The organism is Streptomyces sp. NPDC093984 (assembly GCF_044764595.1).
GTDB classification, from domain to species: Bacteria; Actinomycetota; Actinomycetes; order Streptomycetales; family Streptomycetaceae; genus Streptomyces; species Streptomyces cynarae.
The window spans coordinates 94,678-110,548 of the sequence record NZ_JBIWIM010000009.1 but is presented as its reverse complement, the minus strand read 5'-3'; the positions used below and the strand labels follow the sequence as shown (position 1 = coordinate 110,548).

Below are 15,871 nucleotides of genomic sequence, written 5' to 3'. Positions count from 1 at the left end.
CGGGAAACGCGCACACGAAAGGGGCGGCTCCGTGCGGGAAGCCGCCCCTCGCTGTGTGGGACCCGGTGGGATCTGCGCCTCGACCTACTTCTTGTCGAGCAGGTCCTGCACCTTGCCGCGCACCTCGTCCGTGGCCAGGCCGCGGATCGTCAGGGTGGTGCGGCGGCGCAGCACGTCGTCCACCGTCTCGGCCCACTCGTGGTCCCGGGCGTAGACGACCTGCGCCCAGATCTCCGGGGCGTCCGGGTGGACGCGCTCGCCCAGCTCCGGATCGTCGTTGGCCAGCCGCGCGATGTCGAAGGCCAGCGAACCGTAGTGGGTCGCCAGGTGCTTGGCCGTGTCGGGCGCCATGCGCGGGCCGGGCGCCGGGCCGTCCACGACGAGCCGGTGGGCGACCGCGCGCGGGTTGGCGATGCCCGGCAGCGGCAGCTTCTTCGGCAGCGAGGAGATCGGCTCGAAGTCGTCGCCCAGCGGGTGACCCGGCAGCGACTCCAGCTTCTGCATGACCGTACGGCCGATGTGCCGGAAGGTCGTCCACTTGCCGCCCGCGACGGACAGCATGCCGCCCTTGCCCTCGGTCACCACGGTCTCCCGCTTGGCCTTGGCGGTGTCGCCGGGACCGCCCGGCAGCACCCTGAGACCGGCGAACGAGTAGGTGATCAGCTCCCGCCGCAGCTGCTGGTCGCGGACGGAGAAGGCGGCCTCGTCCAGGATCTGGGCGATGTCCTTCTCGTTGACCGCCACCTCGGCCGGGTCGCCCTCGTACTCCTCGTCGGTCGTGCCGAGCAGCAGCATGTCCTCCCACGGGAGGGCGAAGGTGATCCGGTACTTGTCGATCGGGGTCGCCAGCGCCGCCTTCCAGGGGGAGGTGCGCTTGAGGACCAGGTGCACGCCCTTGGACAGCCGGATGGACGGCGCCGCGTTCGGGTCCTCCATACGGCGCAGGTGGTCGACCCACGGCCCGGTCGCGTTCAGCACCAGCCGCGCGTCCACACCGAACTCCTCGCCCGAGAGGCGGTCGCGCAGCTCGGCGCCGGTGACCCGGCCCTTGGTGAACCTGAGGCCGGTGACCTCGGCGTGGTTGAGGACGACGGCGCCCGCGTCGACGGCCGCACGGACCGTCATCAACGCCATGCGCGCGTCGTTCATCTGGTCGTCGCCGTAGACGGCGACGGCCTTGAGGTTCTCGGTGCGCAGCTCCGGCACGTCCTGCGCCGCCTTGGCCGGCGACAGCAGGTGACCTATGCCGTCGCCGAACGCCGACAGCGCGGAGTAGGCGAAGACGCCCGCCCCGAGCTTCGCAGCGCCGTGCGGCCCGCCCTTGTACACGGGGAGGTAGAACGTGAGCGGGTTCGCCAGGTGGGGGGCCACCTGACGGGAGACCGCACGGCGCTCGAAGTGGTTCTCCGCCACCAGCTTCACCGCACCGGTCTGCAGGTAGCGCAGACCGCCGTGGAGCAGCTTGGAGGAGGCGGAGGAGGTGGCGCCGGCGAAGTCGCCGGCGTCCACCAGCGCCACCCTGAGGCCCGACTGCGCGGCATGCCAGGCCGTGGAGATGCCCAGGATCCCGCCGCCGATCACCAGGAGGTCGTAGGTCGCCCTGGACAACTGCTCCTGGGTCTCGGCACGGCTCGGGTTGGAGCCGTAGGCCGGGTGGGTCCCCAGAGCCGGAACACTCTGCAGGGTGGTCATCGCGAATTACTCCTCGTGTTCGATCCAGCCCATGGTCCGCTCGACGGCCTTGAGCCAGTTCTTGTACTCACGGTCGCGGGTCTCCGCGTCCATGTGGGGCGTCCACTCGGCGGCCCGCCGCCAGTTGGCGCGCAGGTCGTCGGTGCTGGTCCAGAAGCCGACGGCCAGGCCGGCGGCGTAGGCGGCGCCGAGGCAGGTGGTCTCGGCGACCATCGGGCGCACCACCGGCGCGTCCAGGACGTCCGAGAGCGTCTGCATCAGCAGGTTGTTGGAGGTCATGCCGCCGTCGACCTTGAGGGTCGCCAGCTCGACACCCGAGTCCTTGGTCATGGCGTCGGCGATCTCCCGCGTCTGCCAGGCGGTGGCCTCCAGGACGGCGCGCGCGAGGTGCGCCTTGGTGACGTACCTGGTCAGACCGGCGATCACACCGCGGGCGTCGGAGCGCCAGTACGGGGCGAACAGACCGGAGAAGGCCGGCACGAAGTAGGCGCCGCCGTTGTCCTCGACCGAGAGAGCGAGGGTCTCGATCTCGGCGGCGGTCTTGATCAGGCCCATCTGGTCCCGCATCCACTGCACCAGGGAGCCGGTGACGGCGATCGAGCCCTCCAGGGCGTAGACCGGCTTGTTGTCGCCGATCTGGTAGCCGACCGTGGTCAGCAGGCCCGAGTAGGAGTTGATGATCTTGTCACCGGTGTTCATCACCATGAAGGTGCCGGTGCCGTAGGTGGACTTGGTCTCGCCCTCCGAGAAGCAGGTCTGGCCGAACAGGGCCGCCTGCTGGTCGCCGAGCGCGGAGGCGACCGGGATGCCGCCGAGCAGCTCGCCGAGGCGGCCGCCTGTGATCTCGCCGTAGACCTCGGCGGAGGACCGGATCTCGGGCAGCATCGCGAGCGGGACGCCGATGGACTCGGCGATCTTCTCGTCCCACTGCATCGTGTGCAGGTTCATCAGCAGGGTGCGGGAGGCGTTGGTCACGTCGGTGACGTGGTGGCCCCCGTCGACACCGCCGGTCAGGTTCCAGATGACCCAAGTGTCCATGGTGCCGAAGAGGATGTCGCCCGCCTCGGCGCGCTCGCGCAGGCCCTCGACGTTGTCGAGCAGCCAGCGCGCCTTGGGACCCGCGAAGTACGAGGCCAGCGGGAGGCCCGTCTCGCGGCGGAAGCGGTCCTGGCCGACGTTGCGGCCGAGCTCCTTGCACAGGGCGTCGGTGCGGGTGTCCTGCCAGACGATGGCGTTGTGTACGGGCTCACCGGTGTTCTTGTCCCACAGCACGGTCGTCTCGCGCTGGTTGGTGATGCCGATGGCCTTGATGTCGTCTCTGGTGATGCCGGCCTTCTCGACGGCTCCGGCCACGACGTCCTGGACGTTGGTCCAGATCTCGGTGGCGTTGTGCTCCACCCAGCCCGGCTTCGGGAAGATCTGCTCGTGCTCCTTCTGGTCGACGGAGACGATCCGGCCGTCCCGGTCGAAGATGATGCAGCGCGAAGAGGTCGTGCCCTGGTCGATGGCGGCGATGAAGGGGCCGGCGGTGTGTGCGTCGGTCACGGTGTGCTCCTGGAGTTCCATGGTTAAAAGGGGCTGTCTTTACGGCGCGGTGCTGATGTGGCGGAGCCTTCTACAGCTCACTCGATCTCAAGCAAAAGCGACGTTGTAGATGCCTGCGGCGATCGCCGCGCCGACCAGCGGGCCGACGACCGGGATCCAGGCGTAGCCCCAGTCGGAGCCGCCCTTGTTGGGCAGGGGGAGGAGGGCGTGCACGATACGCGGACCGAGGTCACGGGCCGGGTTGATCGCGTAGCCCGTCGGTCCGCCCAGGGAGAGGCCGATCGAGACCACGACCAGCGAGGTGATCAGGGCGCCCAGGGTGCCCAGACCGTTGCCCTTGTCGTTGAGGCCCTGCGTGAGGACCGCGAGCACCAGCACGATAGTGCCGATGATCTCCGTGGCGAGGTTCTGCACCGTGTTCCGGATCTCCGGGCCGGTGGAGAAGATGCCGAGCACGGGGCCGGCGCCCTTTTCCTGAGCCTCGACCGCCTTGGCGGTGGTGGCCTGCGCGCCCGGCCCGCCCACGATCTCCTTGTCGGTGAGGTGGGCCTGGAACTGGCCTGCGTAGGCGACCCACACCAGCGTCGCACCGATCATCGCACCGAGCAGCTGTCCTGCCCAGTAGACCGGGAGATTGCTCCAGTCGCCGGTCTTGATGGCGAGTGCGAGGGTCACGGCCGGGTTCAGGTGGGCACCGGAGAGCGGTGCGGAGGTGTAGACCGCCGTCAGAACGGCGAAACCCCACCCGAACGTGATGGCGAGCCAACCGGCGTTACGGGCCTTGGAGGCCTTCAGCGTCACGGCGGCGCACACGCCGCCGCCGAGCAGGATGAGTATGGCGGTACCGATGGTCTCGCCGATGAAGATGTCGGAGCTGGACACCCGCGACTCCTTTGTCCTTCGTCCAGGGGAAGGCGAACCCCGGGTCCCTCCGGTGGTCCGCGCCCTCGGGGGTGAGAGCGATGCCGGCCCTTGGCGTTGTCACACTCTAGCGCCTATTGCCGTTAGGTGTTCGACAATGCCGACCGATGGACGGGAGTCTTGCTTCCTGTTCGCAGGGTCGTCAAGAGTCCTGTTGCACGAAGCGGGATCGTTACTGATCGACATGTGCCCACGACCTTTTCGATGCCTGCGCATCGCGCGCGAACAGGCACGTTGCGTGGTGGCCGCACCCGGACGCGGGCAGGCCGAGGGCCCGGTACGGCAATGCCGTACCGGCTTCGGGGAGTGCGGGGCTACGGGAAGGGCGGGACCCGCGGTGGCCGCGAGGCTCAGAACCGACCGGCGCCCAGGTCCCGTGACACCGCGCGGGCGCAGTCACGCACCGCCGCGATCAGCTCCGGGCGCAGTTCCCCGTCCCGGCACACGCGTTCCACGGCGCCGGTGATGCCCACGGCGCCCACCGGCATCCGCCGCCGGTCGTGGATGGGGGCGGCGACCGAGGCCACCCCCATCCACGTCTCCTCCACGTCGGCCGCGTACCCGCGCGCCCGGGTGAGGTCGAGAACGTGCTCGAAGTCGTCCGGGTCGCACACGGTCCGGTCGGTGAACGCCTTGCGGTCGGCCTCCAGCGCCTCGCTGTGCGCGACCGGGTCGTACGCCGACAGCACCTTGCCCAGGGCCGTGGAGTGCAGCGGCTGCATGGCCCCGATCTCCAGGACCTGCCGGCTGTCGTCGGGCCGGAACACGTGGTGCACGATCAGGACGCCCTGTTGGTGCAGTACCCCGAGGTAGACGCTCTCTCCGCTGGAGCGGGCCAGGTCGTCCGTCCACACCAGGGCGCGCGCCCGCAGCTCGTGCACGTCCAGGTAGGTGGTCCCCAGGCGCAGCAGCTCCGCCCCGAGCTGGTAGCGGCCGGAGGCTCCGTCCTGCTCGACGAACCCCTCCTGCTGGAGTGTGCGGAGTATGCCGTGGGCCGTGCCCTTGGCGAGGCCCAGCGACGAGGCGATGTCCGACAGGCCGAGCCGTCGCTCGCCGCCCGCGAGCAGCCGCAGCATCGCGGCCGCCCGTTCGAGCGACTGGATGTTCCGTGCCATCGCCGTCCTGCCCTCCGTCCACTTCGACCGTCGGCTGAGTTCGTACACGCCGTTCGGCAATGCCGAACACTACCGGTCGTTGCCGACCTCCCGCTAATGGGTGGCCGCCATCCGTTCGGCGGAAATCCCCGCAGGGGTCATGCGGGGCCCCGCCCGTCCCGCCCCGTGGACGCCCCTGACCGTACGGCGTGCTCCGGGCTACCCTGGCCGCGTGCGTCTTCCGTGGGAAGGTCCAGGGGAGACGCAAAGCCGACAGCCGTCGCACTCCAGGGAGCATCTTCCATGGCCTCGTTGCCGAACCCGTCCCTTTCGTCCGCCTCCACCGACAGCCGGACCCGAACCCAGGCCCTCCGGGAAGCCCTGGCCACCCGCGTCGTGGTGGCCGACGGCGCCATGGGCACGATGCTCCAGGCCCAGGACCCGACGCTGGAGGACTTCCAGGGCCTGGAGGGCTGCAACGAGATCCTCAACGTCACCCGCCCGGACATCGTCCGCACGGTGCACGCCGCCTACTTCGACGCGGGCGTCGACTGCGTCGAGACCAACACCTTCGGCGCCAACCTCACCGCTCTCGGCGAGTACGACATCGCCGAGCGGGTCGCCGAACTGTCCGAGGCCGGCGCCCGCATCGCCCGCGAGACGGCCGACGAGTTCACCGCCCGCGACGGGCGCCAGCGCTGGGTGCTGGGCTCCATCGGCCCCGGCACCAAGCTGCCCACCCTCGGCCACACCACCTTCACCGGCATCCGCGACGCCTACCAGCGCAACGCCGAGGGCCTGCTCGCCGGCGGCGCCGACGCCCTGCTGGTGGAGACCACCCAGGACCTGCTGCAGACCAAGGCCTCCGTCATCGCCGCCCGCCGTGCGATGGAGACGGCCGGGTACGACGTCCCGCTGATCGTGTCGGTCACCGTCGAGACGACCGGCACCATGCTGCTCGGCTCGGAGATCGGCGCCGCACTGACCGCGCTGGAGCCGCTCGGCATCGACATGATCGGCCTGAACTGCGCCACCGGCCCGGCCGAGATGAGCGAGCACCTGCGCTACCTCGCCCGCCACTCCCGTATCCCGCTGTCGTGCATGCCGAACGCCGGCCTGCCCGAGCTGACCAAGGACGGCGCGCACTACCCGCTGACCGCCCCCCAGCTGGCCGACGCCCAGGAGACGTTCGTCACCGAGTACGGCCTGTCCCTGGTCGGCGGCTGCTGCGGTACGACGCCGGAGCACCTGCGCCAGGTCGTCGAGCGGGTCCGTGACCTCACCCCGCCCGAGCGGCACCCGCAGCCCGAGCCCGGTGCGGCATCGCTGTACCAGTCGGTGCCGTTCCGCCAGGACACCTCCTACCTGGCGATCGGCGAGCGCACGAACGCCAACGGGTCGAAGAAGTTCCGGGAAGCCATGCTGGAGGGCCGCTGGGACGACTGTGTGGAGATGGCCCGGGAGCAAATCCGTGAGGGCGCCCACATGCTCGACCTGTGCGTCGACTACGTGGGCCGCGACGGAGTGGCCGACATGGAGGAGCTGGCCGGCCGCTTCGCCACCGCCTCCACGCTGCCGATCGTCCTGGACTCCACCGAAGTCGACGTCCTGCGGGCCGGGTTGGAGAAGCTCGGCGGCCGTGCGGTCATCAACTCGGTGAACTACGAGGACGGCGACGGCCCCGAGTCCCGTTTCGTGAAGGTCACCCGGCTCGCCAGGGAGCACGGGGCGGCGCTGATCGCGCTGACCATCGACGAGGAGGGCCAGGCCCGCACCGCCGAGAAGAAGGTGGAGATCGCCGAGCGGCTGATCGCCGACCTGACGGGGAACTGGGGCATCCGTGAGGAGGACATCCTCATCGACTGCCTGACGTTCACCATCTGCACCGGCCAGGAGGAGTCCCGCAAGGACGGGCTCGCCACCATCGAGGCCATCCGCGAGCTGAAGAGGCGCCACCCCCAGGTGCAGACCACGCTGGGCCTGTCGAACATCTCCTTCGGCCTCAACCCGGCCGCCCGTATCCTGCTCAACTCCGTCTTCCTCGACGAGTGCGTCAAGGCCGGACTGGACTCGGCGATCGTGCACGCCTCGAAGATCCTGCCGATCGCCCGGTTCAGCGAGGAAGAGGTGCGGACGGCCCTGGACCTGATCCACGACCGCCGCGGCGAGGGCTACGACCCGCTGCAGAAGCTGATGGCGCTGTTCGAGGGCGCCACGGCCAAGTCCCTGAAGGCGGGCAAGGCCGAGGAACTGGCCGCGCTGCCGCTCGAGGAGCGCTTGAAGCGGCGGATCATCGACGGCGAGCGCAACGGCCTGGAAGCCGACCTCGACGAGGCCCTTCAGGAGCGCCCCGCCCTCGCCATCGTCAACGAGACCCTCCTGGACGGCATGAAGGTCGTCGGCGAGCTGTTCGGCTCCGGCCAGATGCAGCTGCCGTTCGTACTGCAGTCCGCCGAGGTGATGAAGTCCGCGGTCGCCTACCTCGAGCCGCACATGGAGAAGACCGACGAGGCCGGCAAGGGCACCATCGTGCTCGCCACCGTGCGCGGCGACGTGCACGACATCGGCAAGAACCTCGTGGACATCATCCTGTCCAACAACGGCTACAACGTCGTCAACCTCGGCATCAAGCAGCCCGTCTCCGCGATCCTGGAGGCCGCCGAGGAGCACAAGGCCGACGTCATCGGCATGTCCGGGCTCCTGGTCAAGTCCACGGTGATCATGAAGGAGAACCTGGAGGAGCTCAACCAGCGCGGTCTGGCCGCCACCTACCCCGTCATCCTCGGCGGCGCCGCGCTCACCCGGGCCTACGTCGAGCAGGACCTGCACGAGCTGTACGAGGGCGAGGTCCGCTACGCCCGCGACGCGTTCGAGGGCCTGCGCCTGATGGACGCCCTGATCGGGGTCAAGCGGGGCGTGCCCGGGGCGAAGCTGCCGGAGCTGCGGCAGCGGCGGGTGCGCGCGGCCACCGTGGAGATCGAGGAGCGGCCCGAGGAAGGGCACGTCCGCTCCGACGTCGCCACCGACAACCCCGTGCCCACCCCGCCGTTCTGGGGCACCCGCATCGTCAAGGGCATCCCGCTCAAGGAGTACGCCTCCTGGCTGGACGAGGGCGCGCTGTTCAAGGGCCAGTGGGGCCTGAAGCAGGCCCGCACCGGCGAGGGGCCGACCTACGAGGAGCTGGTGGAGACCGAGGGCCGACCCCGGCTGCGCGGCCTGCTGGACCGGCTGCAGACCGAGAACCTCCTCGAAGCGGCCGTCGTCTACGGCTACTTCCCCTGCGTGTCCAAGGACGACGACCTGATCATCCTGGACGAGGAGGGCAACGAGCGCACCCGGTTCACCTTCCCGCGCCAGCGCCGCGGCCGCCGGCTGTGCCTGGCCGACTTCTTCCGTCCGGAGGAGTCGGGGGAGAGGGACGTCGTCGGCTTCCAGGTCGTCACGGTCGGCTCGAGGATCGGCGAGGAGACCGCGCGGCTGTTCGAGTCGAACTCCTACCGCGACTACCTCGAACTGCACGGCCTGTCCGTGCAGTTGGCGGAGGCGCTCGCCGAGTACTGGCACGCGCGCGTGCGCGCCGAGCTGGGCTTCGCGGGCGAGGACCCCGCCGACATGGAAGACATGTTCGCCCTGAAGTACCGCGGCGCCCGCTTCTCCCTCGGCTACGGCGCCTGCCCCGACCTGGAGGACCGCGCGAAGATCGCCCAGCTCCTGGAGCCGGAGCGGATCGGCGTCCACCTCTCCGAGGAGTTCCAGCTGCACCCGGAGCAGTCCACGGACGCGATCGTGATCCACCACCCGGAGGCCAAGTACTTCAACGCCCGGTAGCGTCCGTCCGAGGGCCCCGGCGGCCTCCGGGGCGCGTCTTCCGGCGCGGGCGGGGCGTGCCCCCGTAAGCCCGGGGGCGCGTCACGTGGCGCGGGCGGGGTGCGCTCCGCAAGCCGCCACAGGCGCGTCTTCGGTGCCGTCCGGGTGTGCCCCGGCGAGCCCCGTCGGAGCGTCTTCCCTCGCTGCCGAACGCCCCGGGTGTCCTGGTGGCCGGGTGGGTGCCGCCCGGCGGCCTTCGCGGGTGCTCCTACGCCCGCACGGCGCGGCGCCATCCGCACCGAGAGGCACTTTTCCCACGCGCGTCGTACACTGGTCGATCCACCGCAGGCCGGTTCCCTTCCTGGGAACCGGCCTGGTCGTCCCTTGAAGGAGGTATGCCGGATGACCACCACGGTTCCCGCACTCGGAACCCGTACGGCCGAAGGCTCCGCCCTGCAGGCCGTGCTCCTCGACATGGACGGCACGCTCGTGGACACCGAGGGATTCTGGTGGGACGTCGAAGTCGAGGTCTTCGCCGGCCTCGGCCACACGCTCGACGATTCCTGGCGCCATGTCGTGGTCGGCGGTCCCATGACGCGCAGCGCGGGATTCCTGATCGAGGCCACCGGCGCGGACATCACCCTCGACGAACTCACCGTCCTGCTCAACGACGGGTTCGAGGACCGTATCGACCGCAGACTGCCCCTGATGCCGGGCGCCGCACGACTGCTGGCCGAACTCGCGGCGCACGACATCCCCACCGCCCTGGTCTCCGCCTCCCACCGGCGCATCATCGACCGAATCCTGGCCTCCGTCGGCCCGCAGTACTTCGCCCTGACCGTCGCCGGCGACGAGGTCGAGCGCACCAAGCCGTTCCCCGACCCGTATCTGCGGGCCGCCGCCGGCCTCGGCGCCGACCCCACGCGGTGCGCGGTCATCGAGGACACGCTGACCGGGGTGGCGGCCGCCGAGGCCGCGGGCTGCCGCGTGGTGGCCGTGCCGTCGATCGCCCCCATCGAACCGGCCGCCCGCCGCACCGTCGTCACCTCGCTCGAAGAGGTCGACCTGCCATTTCTGCAGCGTTTGGTGACGCACGTTTGATGACGCACATGCGTTGATCCTTCACTCAGCGTGCAGAGCGAATGGACGGAATACTTCCGGCTGTCCAGCCGAATGAATTGATACCGGCTCGACCGAGCGAATTCAGGGGCAGGAAGCGCCCGTTCAGTATGTGACGTTCCCCACGCTCACAGGGGTCGACAGCGGGCCCGGCGTGTGCTGTTCCACCCCATTCGGGCGGCCACGACGTGCCCTTGTGTCCCGATTGATGAAACGCTGCACGAATCCTTCCCCCGGCTGGTTTTCCGGTCCGTTCACAGCCGGTTTCACAGCGTGATGGGAACTCAACTCCGGTGGCTGTCAGCCCAAGTGCGGGTGCGGACTAATCTCAGCGCGAGAACATCACCACTTCCCCGTGATCCGCCGCACCACCCATGCATGCCGGATACACGGACCCAACAGCTCTGGAGAAACTCGAGCATGAACCGCAAGACTTTGGTGCTGCCGGCCGTCGCCGGTCTGCTCACCCCCGTCCTCGCTGCCTGCGGTGGGTCCAGCAGCGGGGGCAAGAGCGGTGACGCCATCGTCGTCGGCACCACCGACCGGTTCATCGCCTCCAGTGACGCCCCCGCGCCCGTCGACCCGGCGTACGCCTACGACGTCGGCTCCTGGAACATCCTCCGGCAGACCGTGCAGACGCTGATGGCGCAGCCCCGCGGCGACGGCGAGCCGCAGCCCGAGGCCGCCGAGAGCTGCGGCTTCACCGACACCGGCAACGAGCGCTACGCCTGCAAGCTGCGCAAGGACCTGAAGTTCTCCAACGGCGACCCGGTGACCGCGGCCGACGTGAAGTACTCCATCGACCGCGCCCGCGCCCTCAAGGCCGACAGCGGTGTCTTCGCCCTGCTGTCCACCATCGACACCATCGAGACGCAGGGTGACAACGAAGTCATCTTCCACCTCAAGACCGCGGACGCCACCTTCCCGTTCAAGCTGTCGACGCCGGTCGCCGGCATCGTCAACCCCAAGGACTACGAGAAGAACAAGCTCCGCGACGGCTTCGACGTCGACGGCTCCGGGCCGTACACGATGCAGGCCGAGGTCAAGAACAACGAACTGGTCAAGGCCACATTCACCAAGAACCCCAACTACAAGGGCCTGCTGACGCCGAAGAACGACAAGGTCGTCCTCGAGTCGTTCCCCGACGCCGCCGCGATGGGCTCCGCCCTCGAAAAGGGCGACATCGACGTCATGACCCGCACGATGGACCCGGACCAGATCCGCAAGCTCCAGAACGACACCAGTGGCAACGTCAACCTGGTGGAGATGCCGGGCCTCGAGATCCGCTACCTGGCCTTCAACACCGACGCCCCCACGGTGAAGAACAAGGCCGTCCGCCAGGCCATGGCACAGGTCATCAACCGCGGCGAGCTGGTCGCCAAGGTGTACGGCACCGAGGCCGAGCCCCTGTTCTCGCTCGTCCCCGCCACCATCACCGGCCACTCCAACTCGTTCTTCAACAAGTACGGCAACCCCAGCGTGGGCAAGGCCCGCACCTTGCTGTCCAAGGCGGGCATCACCACCCCGGTCAAGCTGACGCTGCACTACACGACCGACCACTACGGACCGGCCACCGCCAAGGAGTTCGAGGTGCTCAAGCAGCAGCTCAACGCCAGCGGTCTGTTCGACGTCACCGTCCAGGGCACCCCCTGGGACAAGTTCCGCCCGGCCGAGAAGAAGGGCGAGTACGACGTCTACGGCATGGGCTGGTTCCCGGACTTCCCGGACGCCGACAACTACCTCGCGCCGTTCCTCGACAAGGACAACACCCTCGGGTCCCCGTACGCCAACCCCGAGATCATCAACACGCTGATCCCGCAGTCCCGCCGCGAGGCCGACCGCCTCACCGCGTCGAAGAGCCTCACCGACATGCAGGACATCGTCGCCGACGACGTGCCGATCCTGCCGCTGTGGCAGGGCAAGCAGTACGTCGCCACCCGCGACGACATCACCGGCAGCGAGTACGCGATGAACTCCTCCTCCACGCTGCAGCTGTGGGAGCTCGGCCGCGGCGTCGGCAGCTGACCGGTCAGATGGCCGGTTTCCCACCGGCCATGTGACCAGCGGTTCTTCAAGGCCCCCGGGCACCCGCCCGGGGGCCTGCCCCGTTCGCGGTACGATCCGGGAACTTCCGCACGCCCGGAACGCGCGGAGTCCGGGGCGAACGACAACCGAAGACAAGGCACATGCACGTGAACATGCGCACCCAGTGGCCGGTTCTGTCCATAGCGACGGGGCTGGCCGCCGGCCTGCTCACCGGATGCGGCACCTCGACCGACGACTCCTCGGGCACCGGCTCCTCCGTGGTGGTGGGGATGTCCGACGACGTCCTGGCCACCGACCCGGCCTCCGGCTACGACCCGGGGTCCTGGCTGCTGTTCAACAATGTCTTCCAGTCCCTGCTGGGCTTCCCCAAGGGCGGCACGGAACCGGAACCGGAAGCCGCCAGGGAGTGCACGTTCACGGACACGCAGACCAAGGTCTACTCCTGCACCCTCAGGGACGGCCTGAAGTTCAGCAACGGTGACCCGCTCACCTCGAAGGACGTCAAGTTCTCCTTCGACCGCATGCTGAAGATCAACGACTCGGCCGGCCCCGCCATCATGTTCCCCATGCTCGGCTCGGTCGAGACACCGGACACCAGGACCGTGGTCTTCAAACTGAAGTACGCCGACGCCACCTTCCCCAGCAAGATAGCCTCCGGCGCCGGCTCCATCGTCGACCACAACGCCTACCCCGCGGACAAGCTGCGCACGGACGGCAAGGCGGTCGGCTCCGGCCCCTACAAGCTGGACTCCTTCGGCAAGGACAAGGCCGTCTTCTCCGTCAACCCGCAGTACCAGGGCACCGCCAAGGTGCACAATTCCGGCATCACCCTGAAACTCTTCCACGGCGACCAGCCCGCCCTGAAGAACGCCCTCCTGGACCGGAAGATCGACCTCGCCTACCGGGGCCTGGCCGCCGCCGACATCGCCGGCATCGACAAGGACACCTCCACCGGCAAGGGCATCGAGGTCGTCGAGGGCTCGAGCGCCGAAGTCCAGCACCTCGTCTTCAACATGGACGACCCGGTCGCCGGCAGGCTCGGCGTCCGCAAGGCCATCGCCTACCTCCTCGACCGCGACGCCCTCGTCAACAAGGTGTACAACGACACCGCGACGCCCCTGTACTCGATCATCCCGGCCGGCATCACCGGCCACGACACGTCCTTCTTCGACACCTACGGCGCCCGCCCCTCCACGGCCAAGGCGGCCGCCGCGCTGCGCGCCCAGGGCATCACCGGCAAGGTCACGCTCACCCTCTGGTCGACGCCCTCCCGCTACGGGCCCGCCACCGACGAGGAACTGAAGACCATCGCCCGGCAGCTGAACGACAGCGGACTGTTCGACGCGAGCGTCAAGTCCGTCCCCTTCGACCAGTACGAGAAGGACATCGCGGCCGGCAAGTACGGGGTCTACGTCAAGGGCTGGGTGCCCGACTACCCCGACCCCGACAACTTCACCGCGCCGTTCTTCGGCAAGGGCAACGTACTGGACAACCACTACGCCAACAGCACCATCACCGGCGAACTGATCCCCAAGACGGCCGCCCAGAGCGACCGCTCCGCCACCGACGACGAATACCGCACGCTTCAGCACATCGTCGCCGAGGACGTCCCGGTCATCCCCGTCTGGCAGGCCAAGCAGTACGCCGTCACACGGGACGACGTCTACGGACTCGAGTACTGCCTCGACGCCTCCACCGTGTTCCGGTTCTGGGAGATCAGCAAGGGCTGACCCCGGCCCCACACGCACGAAGGGCGCCCCGCGCAAGGGGCGCCCTCACCGTCACAGCGTCCCCACTACTGGGCGCCGGGACGCACCAGCCCGCTCTCGTACGCGTACACCGCCGCCTGCACCCGGTCCCGCAGCCCCAGCTTCGTCAGGACATGGCCGACGTGCGTCTTGACCGTGGTCTCGCTGACGAACAGATCGGCGGCGATCTCCGCGTTGGACAGCCCGCGCGCCACCAGCTTCAGCACCTCCACCTCACGCTCGGTGAGGGTGTGCAAGGTGTCCGGCACCGGCTCGTCACCGGACGGCAGATGCGTGGCGTACTTGTCGAGCAGCCGCCTTGTGATGCTCGGCGCGAGCATCGCCTCGCCCGCCGCGACGACCCGGATCGCCTGCACCAGCTCGTTGGCGGGCGCGTCCTTGAGCAGGAACCCGCTCGCACCGGCACGCAACGCCTCCACCACGTACTCGTCCAGATCGAAGGTCGTCAGCACCAGCACCTTCGCCGGGCCGTCCCGCCCCGGCCCCGTGATCTGCCGGGTCGCCTCCACGCCGTCCATACGGGGCATGCGGATGTCCATCAGAACCACATCGGGCTGCAGGGCACGCACCTGGTCGAGCGCCTGCAGGCCGTCTCCGGCCTCACCGACGACCGCGAGATCCTGCTCGGCCTCCAGAATCATCCGAAAGCCCGTACGCAGCAGCGGCTGGTCGTCGACCAGTAGGACGCGGATGGCCACGTAAGTCTCCTTCGCTAGTCCGGCCCCATTCTGCCCTGCGCGCCACCGCCCGATTCGGGCACCCTGACCTACGCGGACACCTCCGGGTCCACAGCGCCGTCCACCCGCTGAGCCGGCAGCGACTGCGCCGCCGGGACACCGTCGGCCGGGCGGACGGGCAGCGGATACGGCGGGGGAGTGCCACCGAACTCCGGGCACACCGCCTGGTGGTCGCACCAGCCGCACAGCTTGCTGCGGCGCGGCCGCCAGTCGCCCGTCTCCGTCGCCACCCGGATCGCCTCCCATAGCGCGAGCAGCTTGCGCTCCACACGCTCCAGGTCGGCCAGGACCGGGTCGTACGTCAGCACGTCCCCACTGCCCAGATACACCAGCTGAAGCCGCCGCGGGACGACCTTCTTCAGCCGCCACACCACCAGGGCGTAGAACTTCATCTGGAACAGCGCGCCCTCGGCGTACTCGGGCCGGGGCGCCTTGCCCGTTTTGTAGTCGACGATCCGCACCTCACCCGTCGGCGCCACGTCGACGCGGTCGATGATCCCGCGCAGCCTCAGCCCCGACTCCAGCTCCGCCTCCACGAACAGCTCACGCTCGGCGGGCTCCAGACGCGTCGGATCCTCCAGCGTGAACCAGCGCTCGATCAGCCGCTCCGCCTCATCCAGCCAGCGCGCCAGCCGCTCACCGTCCGGATCGTCCGCGAACAGCTCCACGACCTCCGGTCTGCTCTCCCGCAGCCGGTCCCACTGGCCGGGCAGCAGCGCCTTGGCGCGCGGCGCGGTCCGCTCGGCGGCGGGCGCGTCGAACAGCCGCTCGAGCACCGCGTGCACCAGCGTGCCCCTCGTGGCCGCCTCGCTCGGCTTCTCGGGCAGCTTGTCGATCACCCGGAACCGGTACAGCAGCGGACACTGCATGAAATCGCCGGCGCGCGACGGCGACAGCGAAACCGGGGGCGCGGCGGCCACGGCGGACGGCACGGCGGCGCCGTCGGTGCTGGATTCCATGACCACAGACCATACGGCCCACCACTGACAGTGACCCAGCCACCGCCCGGCCCGAGCACCCACCAACGAGCCGGGAAAGACCCGACCACGGCCAGAACAGAGGGGTGCCGGGGCGGAACACGACGCGACGGCCGCATACCATCGACACCGGACCCTCCCACCCGGCACGAACCGGGGCCGGG

At 69.3% G+C, this 15,871-nt stretch carries 10 protein-coding genes; 4 read left to right on the top strand and 6 right to left on the bottom strand.

Annotation, left to right across the window (positions count from 1 at the left end; genetic code table 11):
* Nucleotides 1-84: 84 nt before the first annotated feature.
* The 4 genes from ACIRC0_RS28610 to ACIRC0_RS28595 form a co-directional block, all read right to left on the bottom strand.
* A complete protein-coding gene (locus ACIRC0_RS28610) occupies nt 85-1,692 on the bottom strand; it encodes an FAD-dependent oxidoreductase (protein WP_403621368.1) in 1,608 nt (535 codons plus the stop codon).
* 6 nt (nt 1,693-1,698) lie between these two features.
* Entirely contained in the window at nt 1,699-3,237 is a 1,539-nt protein-coding gene (gene glpK / locus ACIRC0_RS28605; protein ID WP_403621366.1) for a glycerol kinase GlpK, read from the bottom strand.
* Between the two features lie 87 nt (nt 3,238-3,324).
* Nucleotides 3,325-4,119, bottom strand: a complete 795-nt coding sequence (locus tag ACIRC0_RS28600; protein WP_403621363.1) for an MIP/aquaporin family protein — start codon at nt 4,117-4,119, stop codon at nt 3,325-3,327.
* 389 nt (nt 4,120-4,508) lie between these two features.
* A complete protein-coding gene (locus tag ACIRC0_RS28595; protein WP_403621360.1) occupies nt 4,509-5,273 on the bottom strand; it encodes an IclR family transcriptional regulator in 765 nt (254 codons plus the stop codon).
* A 282-nt stretch (nt 5,274-5,555) separates the two neighbouring features.
* Here ACIRC0_RS28595 and metH point away from each other — a divergent pair, with 282 nt between their 5' ends.
* From metH to ACIRC0_RS28575, 4 genes are all read left to right on the top strand, one after another.
* Nucleotides 5,556-9,080 (top strand): methionine synthase, encoded by a 3,525-nt coding sequence (metH, locus tag ACIRC0_RS28590; protein WP_403621357.1) that lies wholly within the window; start codon nt 5,556-5,558, stop codon nt 9,078-9,080.
* 381 nt (nt 9,081-9,461) lie between these two features.
* Complete coding sequence (locus ACIRC0_RS28585) at nt 9,462-10,160, top strand: HAD family hydrolase (RefSeq protein WP_403621354.1); 699 nt, start codon at nt 9,462-9,464, stop codon at nt 10,158-10,160.
* A 438-nt stretch (nt 10,161-10,598) separates the two neighbouring features.
* Nucleotides 10,599-12,203, top strand: coding sequence for an ABC transporter substrate-binding protein (locus tag ACIRC0_RS28580; protein ID WP_403621351.1), 1,605 nt, complete (start codon nt 10,599-10,601; stop codon nt 12,201-12,203).
* A gap of 167 nt (nt 12,204-12,370) precedes the next feature.
* The gene (locus ACIRC0_RS28575) at nt 12,371-13,954 is read left to right on the top strand and encodes an ABC transporter substrate-binding protein (RefSeq protein WP_403621776.1); all 1,584 of its coding nucleotides are present in this window, start codon (nt 12,371-12,373) and stop codon (nt 13,952-13,954) included.
* A 65-nt stretch (nt 13,955-14,019) separates the two neighbouring features.
* Here ACIRC0_RS28575 and ACIRC0_RS28570 read toward each other — a convergent pair whose 3' ends face one another.
* Together ACIRC0_RS28570 and ACIRC0_RS28565 are read right to left on the bottom strand one after the other, a co-directional pair.
* Nucleotides 14,020-14,691, bottom strand: coding sequence for a response regulator transcription factor (locus ACIRC0_RS28570; protein ID WP_058926326.1), 672 nt, complete (start codon nt 14,689-14,691; stop codon nt 14,020-14,022).
* 68 nt (nt 14,692-14,759) lie between these two features.
* Nucleotides 14,760-15,599 carry a RecB family exonuclease gene (locus ACIRC0_RS28565; RefSeq protein ID WP_403621773.1) on the bottom strand — a complete coding sequence of 280 codons (840 nt, stop codon included), beginning with the start codon at nt 15,597-15,599 and terminating at the stop codon, nt 14,760-14,762.
* Nucleotides 15,600-15,871: the final 272 nt, after the last annotated feature.

Excerpts from the sequence above, each read along its gene's own strand:
- metH (WP_403621357.1), top strand. The coding sequence starts at position 5,556 with ATGGCCTCGTTGCCGAACCCGTCCCTTTCGTCCGCCTCCACCGACAGC.
- ACIRC0_RS28585 (WP_403621354.1), top strand. The coding sequence starts at position 9,462 with ATGACCACCACGGTTCCCGCACTCGGAACCCGTACGGCCGAAGGCTCC.
- ACIRC0_RS28610 (WP_403621368.1), bottom strand. The coding sequence starts at position 1,692 with ATGACCACCCTGCAGAGTGTTCCGGCTCTGGGGACCCACCCGGCCTAC.
- ACIRC0_RS28595 (WP_403621360.1), bottom strand. The coding sequence starts at position 5,273 with ATGGCACGGAACATCCAGTCGCTCGAACGGGCGGCCGCGATGCTGCGG.
- ACIRC0_RS28565 (WP_403621773.1), bottom strand. The coding sequence starts at position 15,599 with ATGCAGTGTCCGCTGCTGTACCGGTTCCGGGTGATCGACAAGCTGCCC.
- ACIRC0_RS28580 (WP_403621351.1), top strand. The coding sequence starts at position 10,599 with ATGAACCGCAAGACTTTGGTGCTGCCGGCCGTCGCCGGTCTGCTCACC.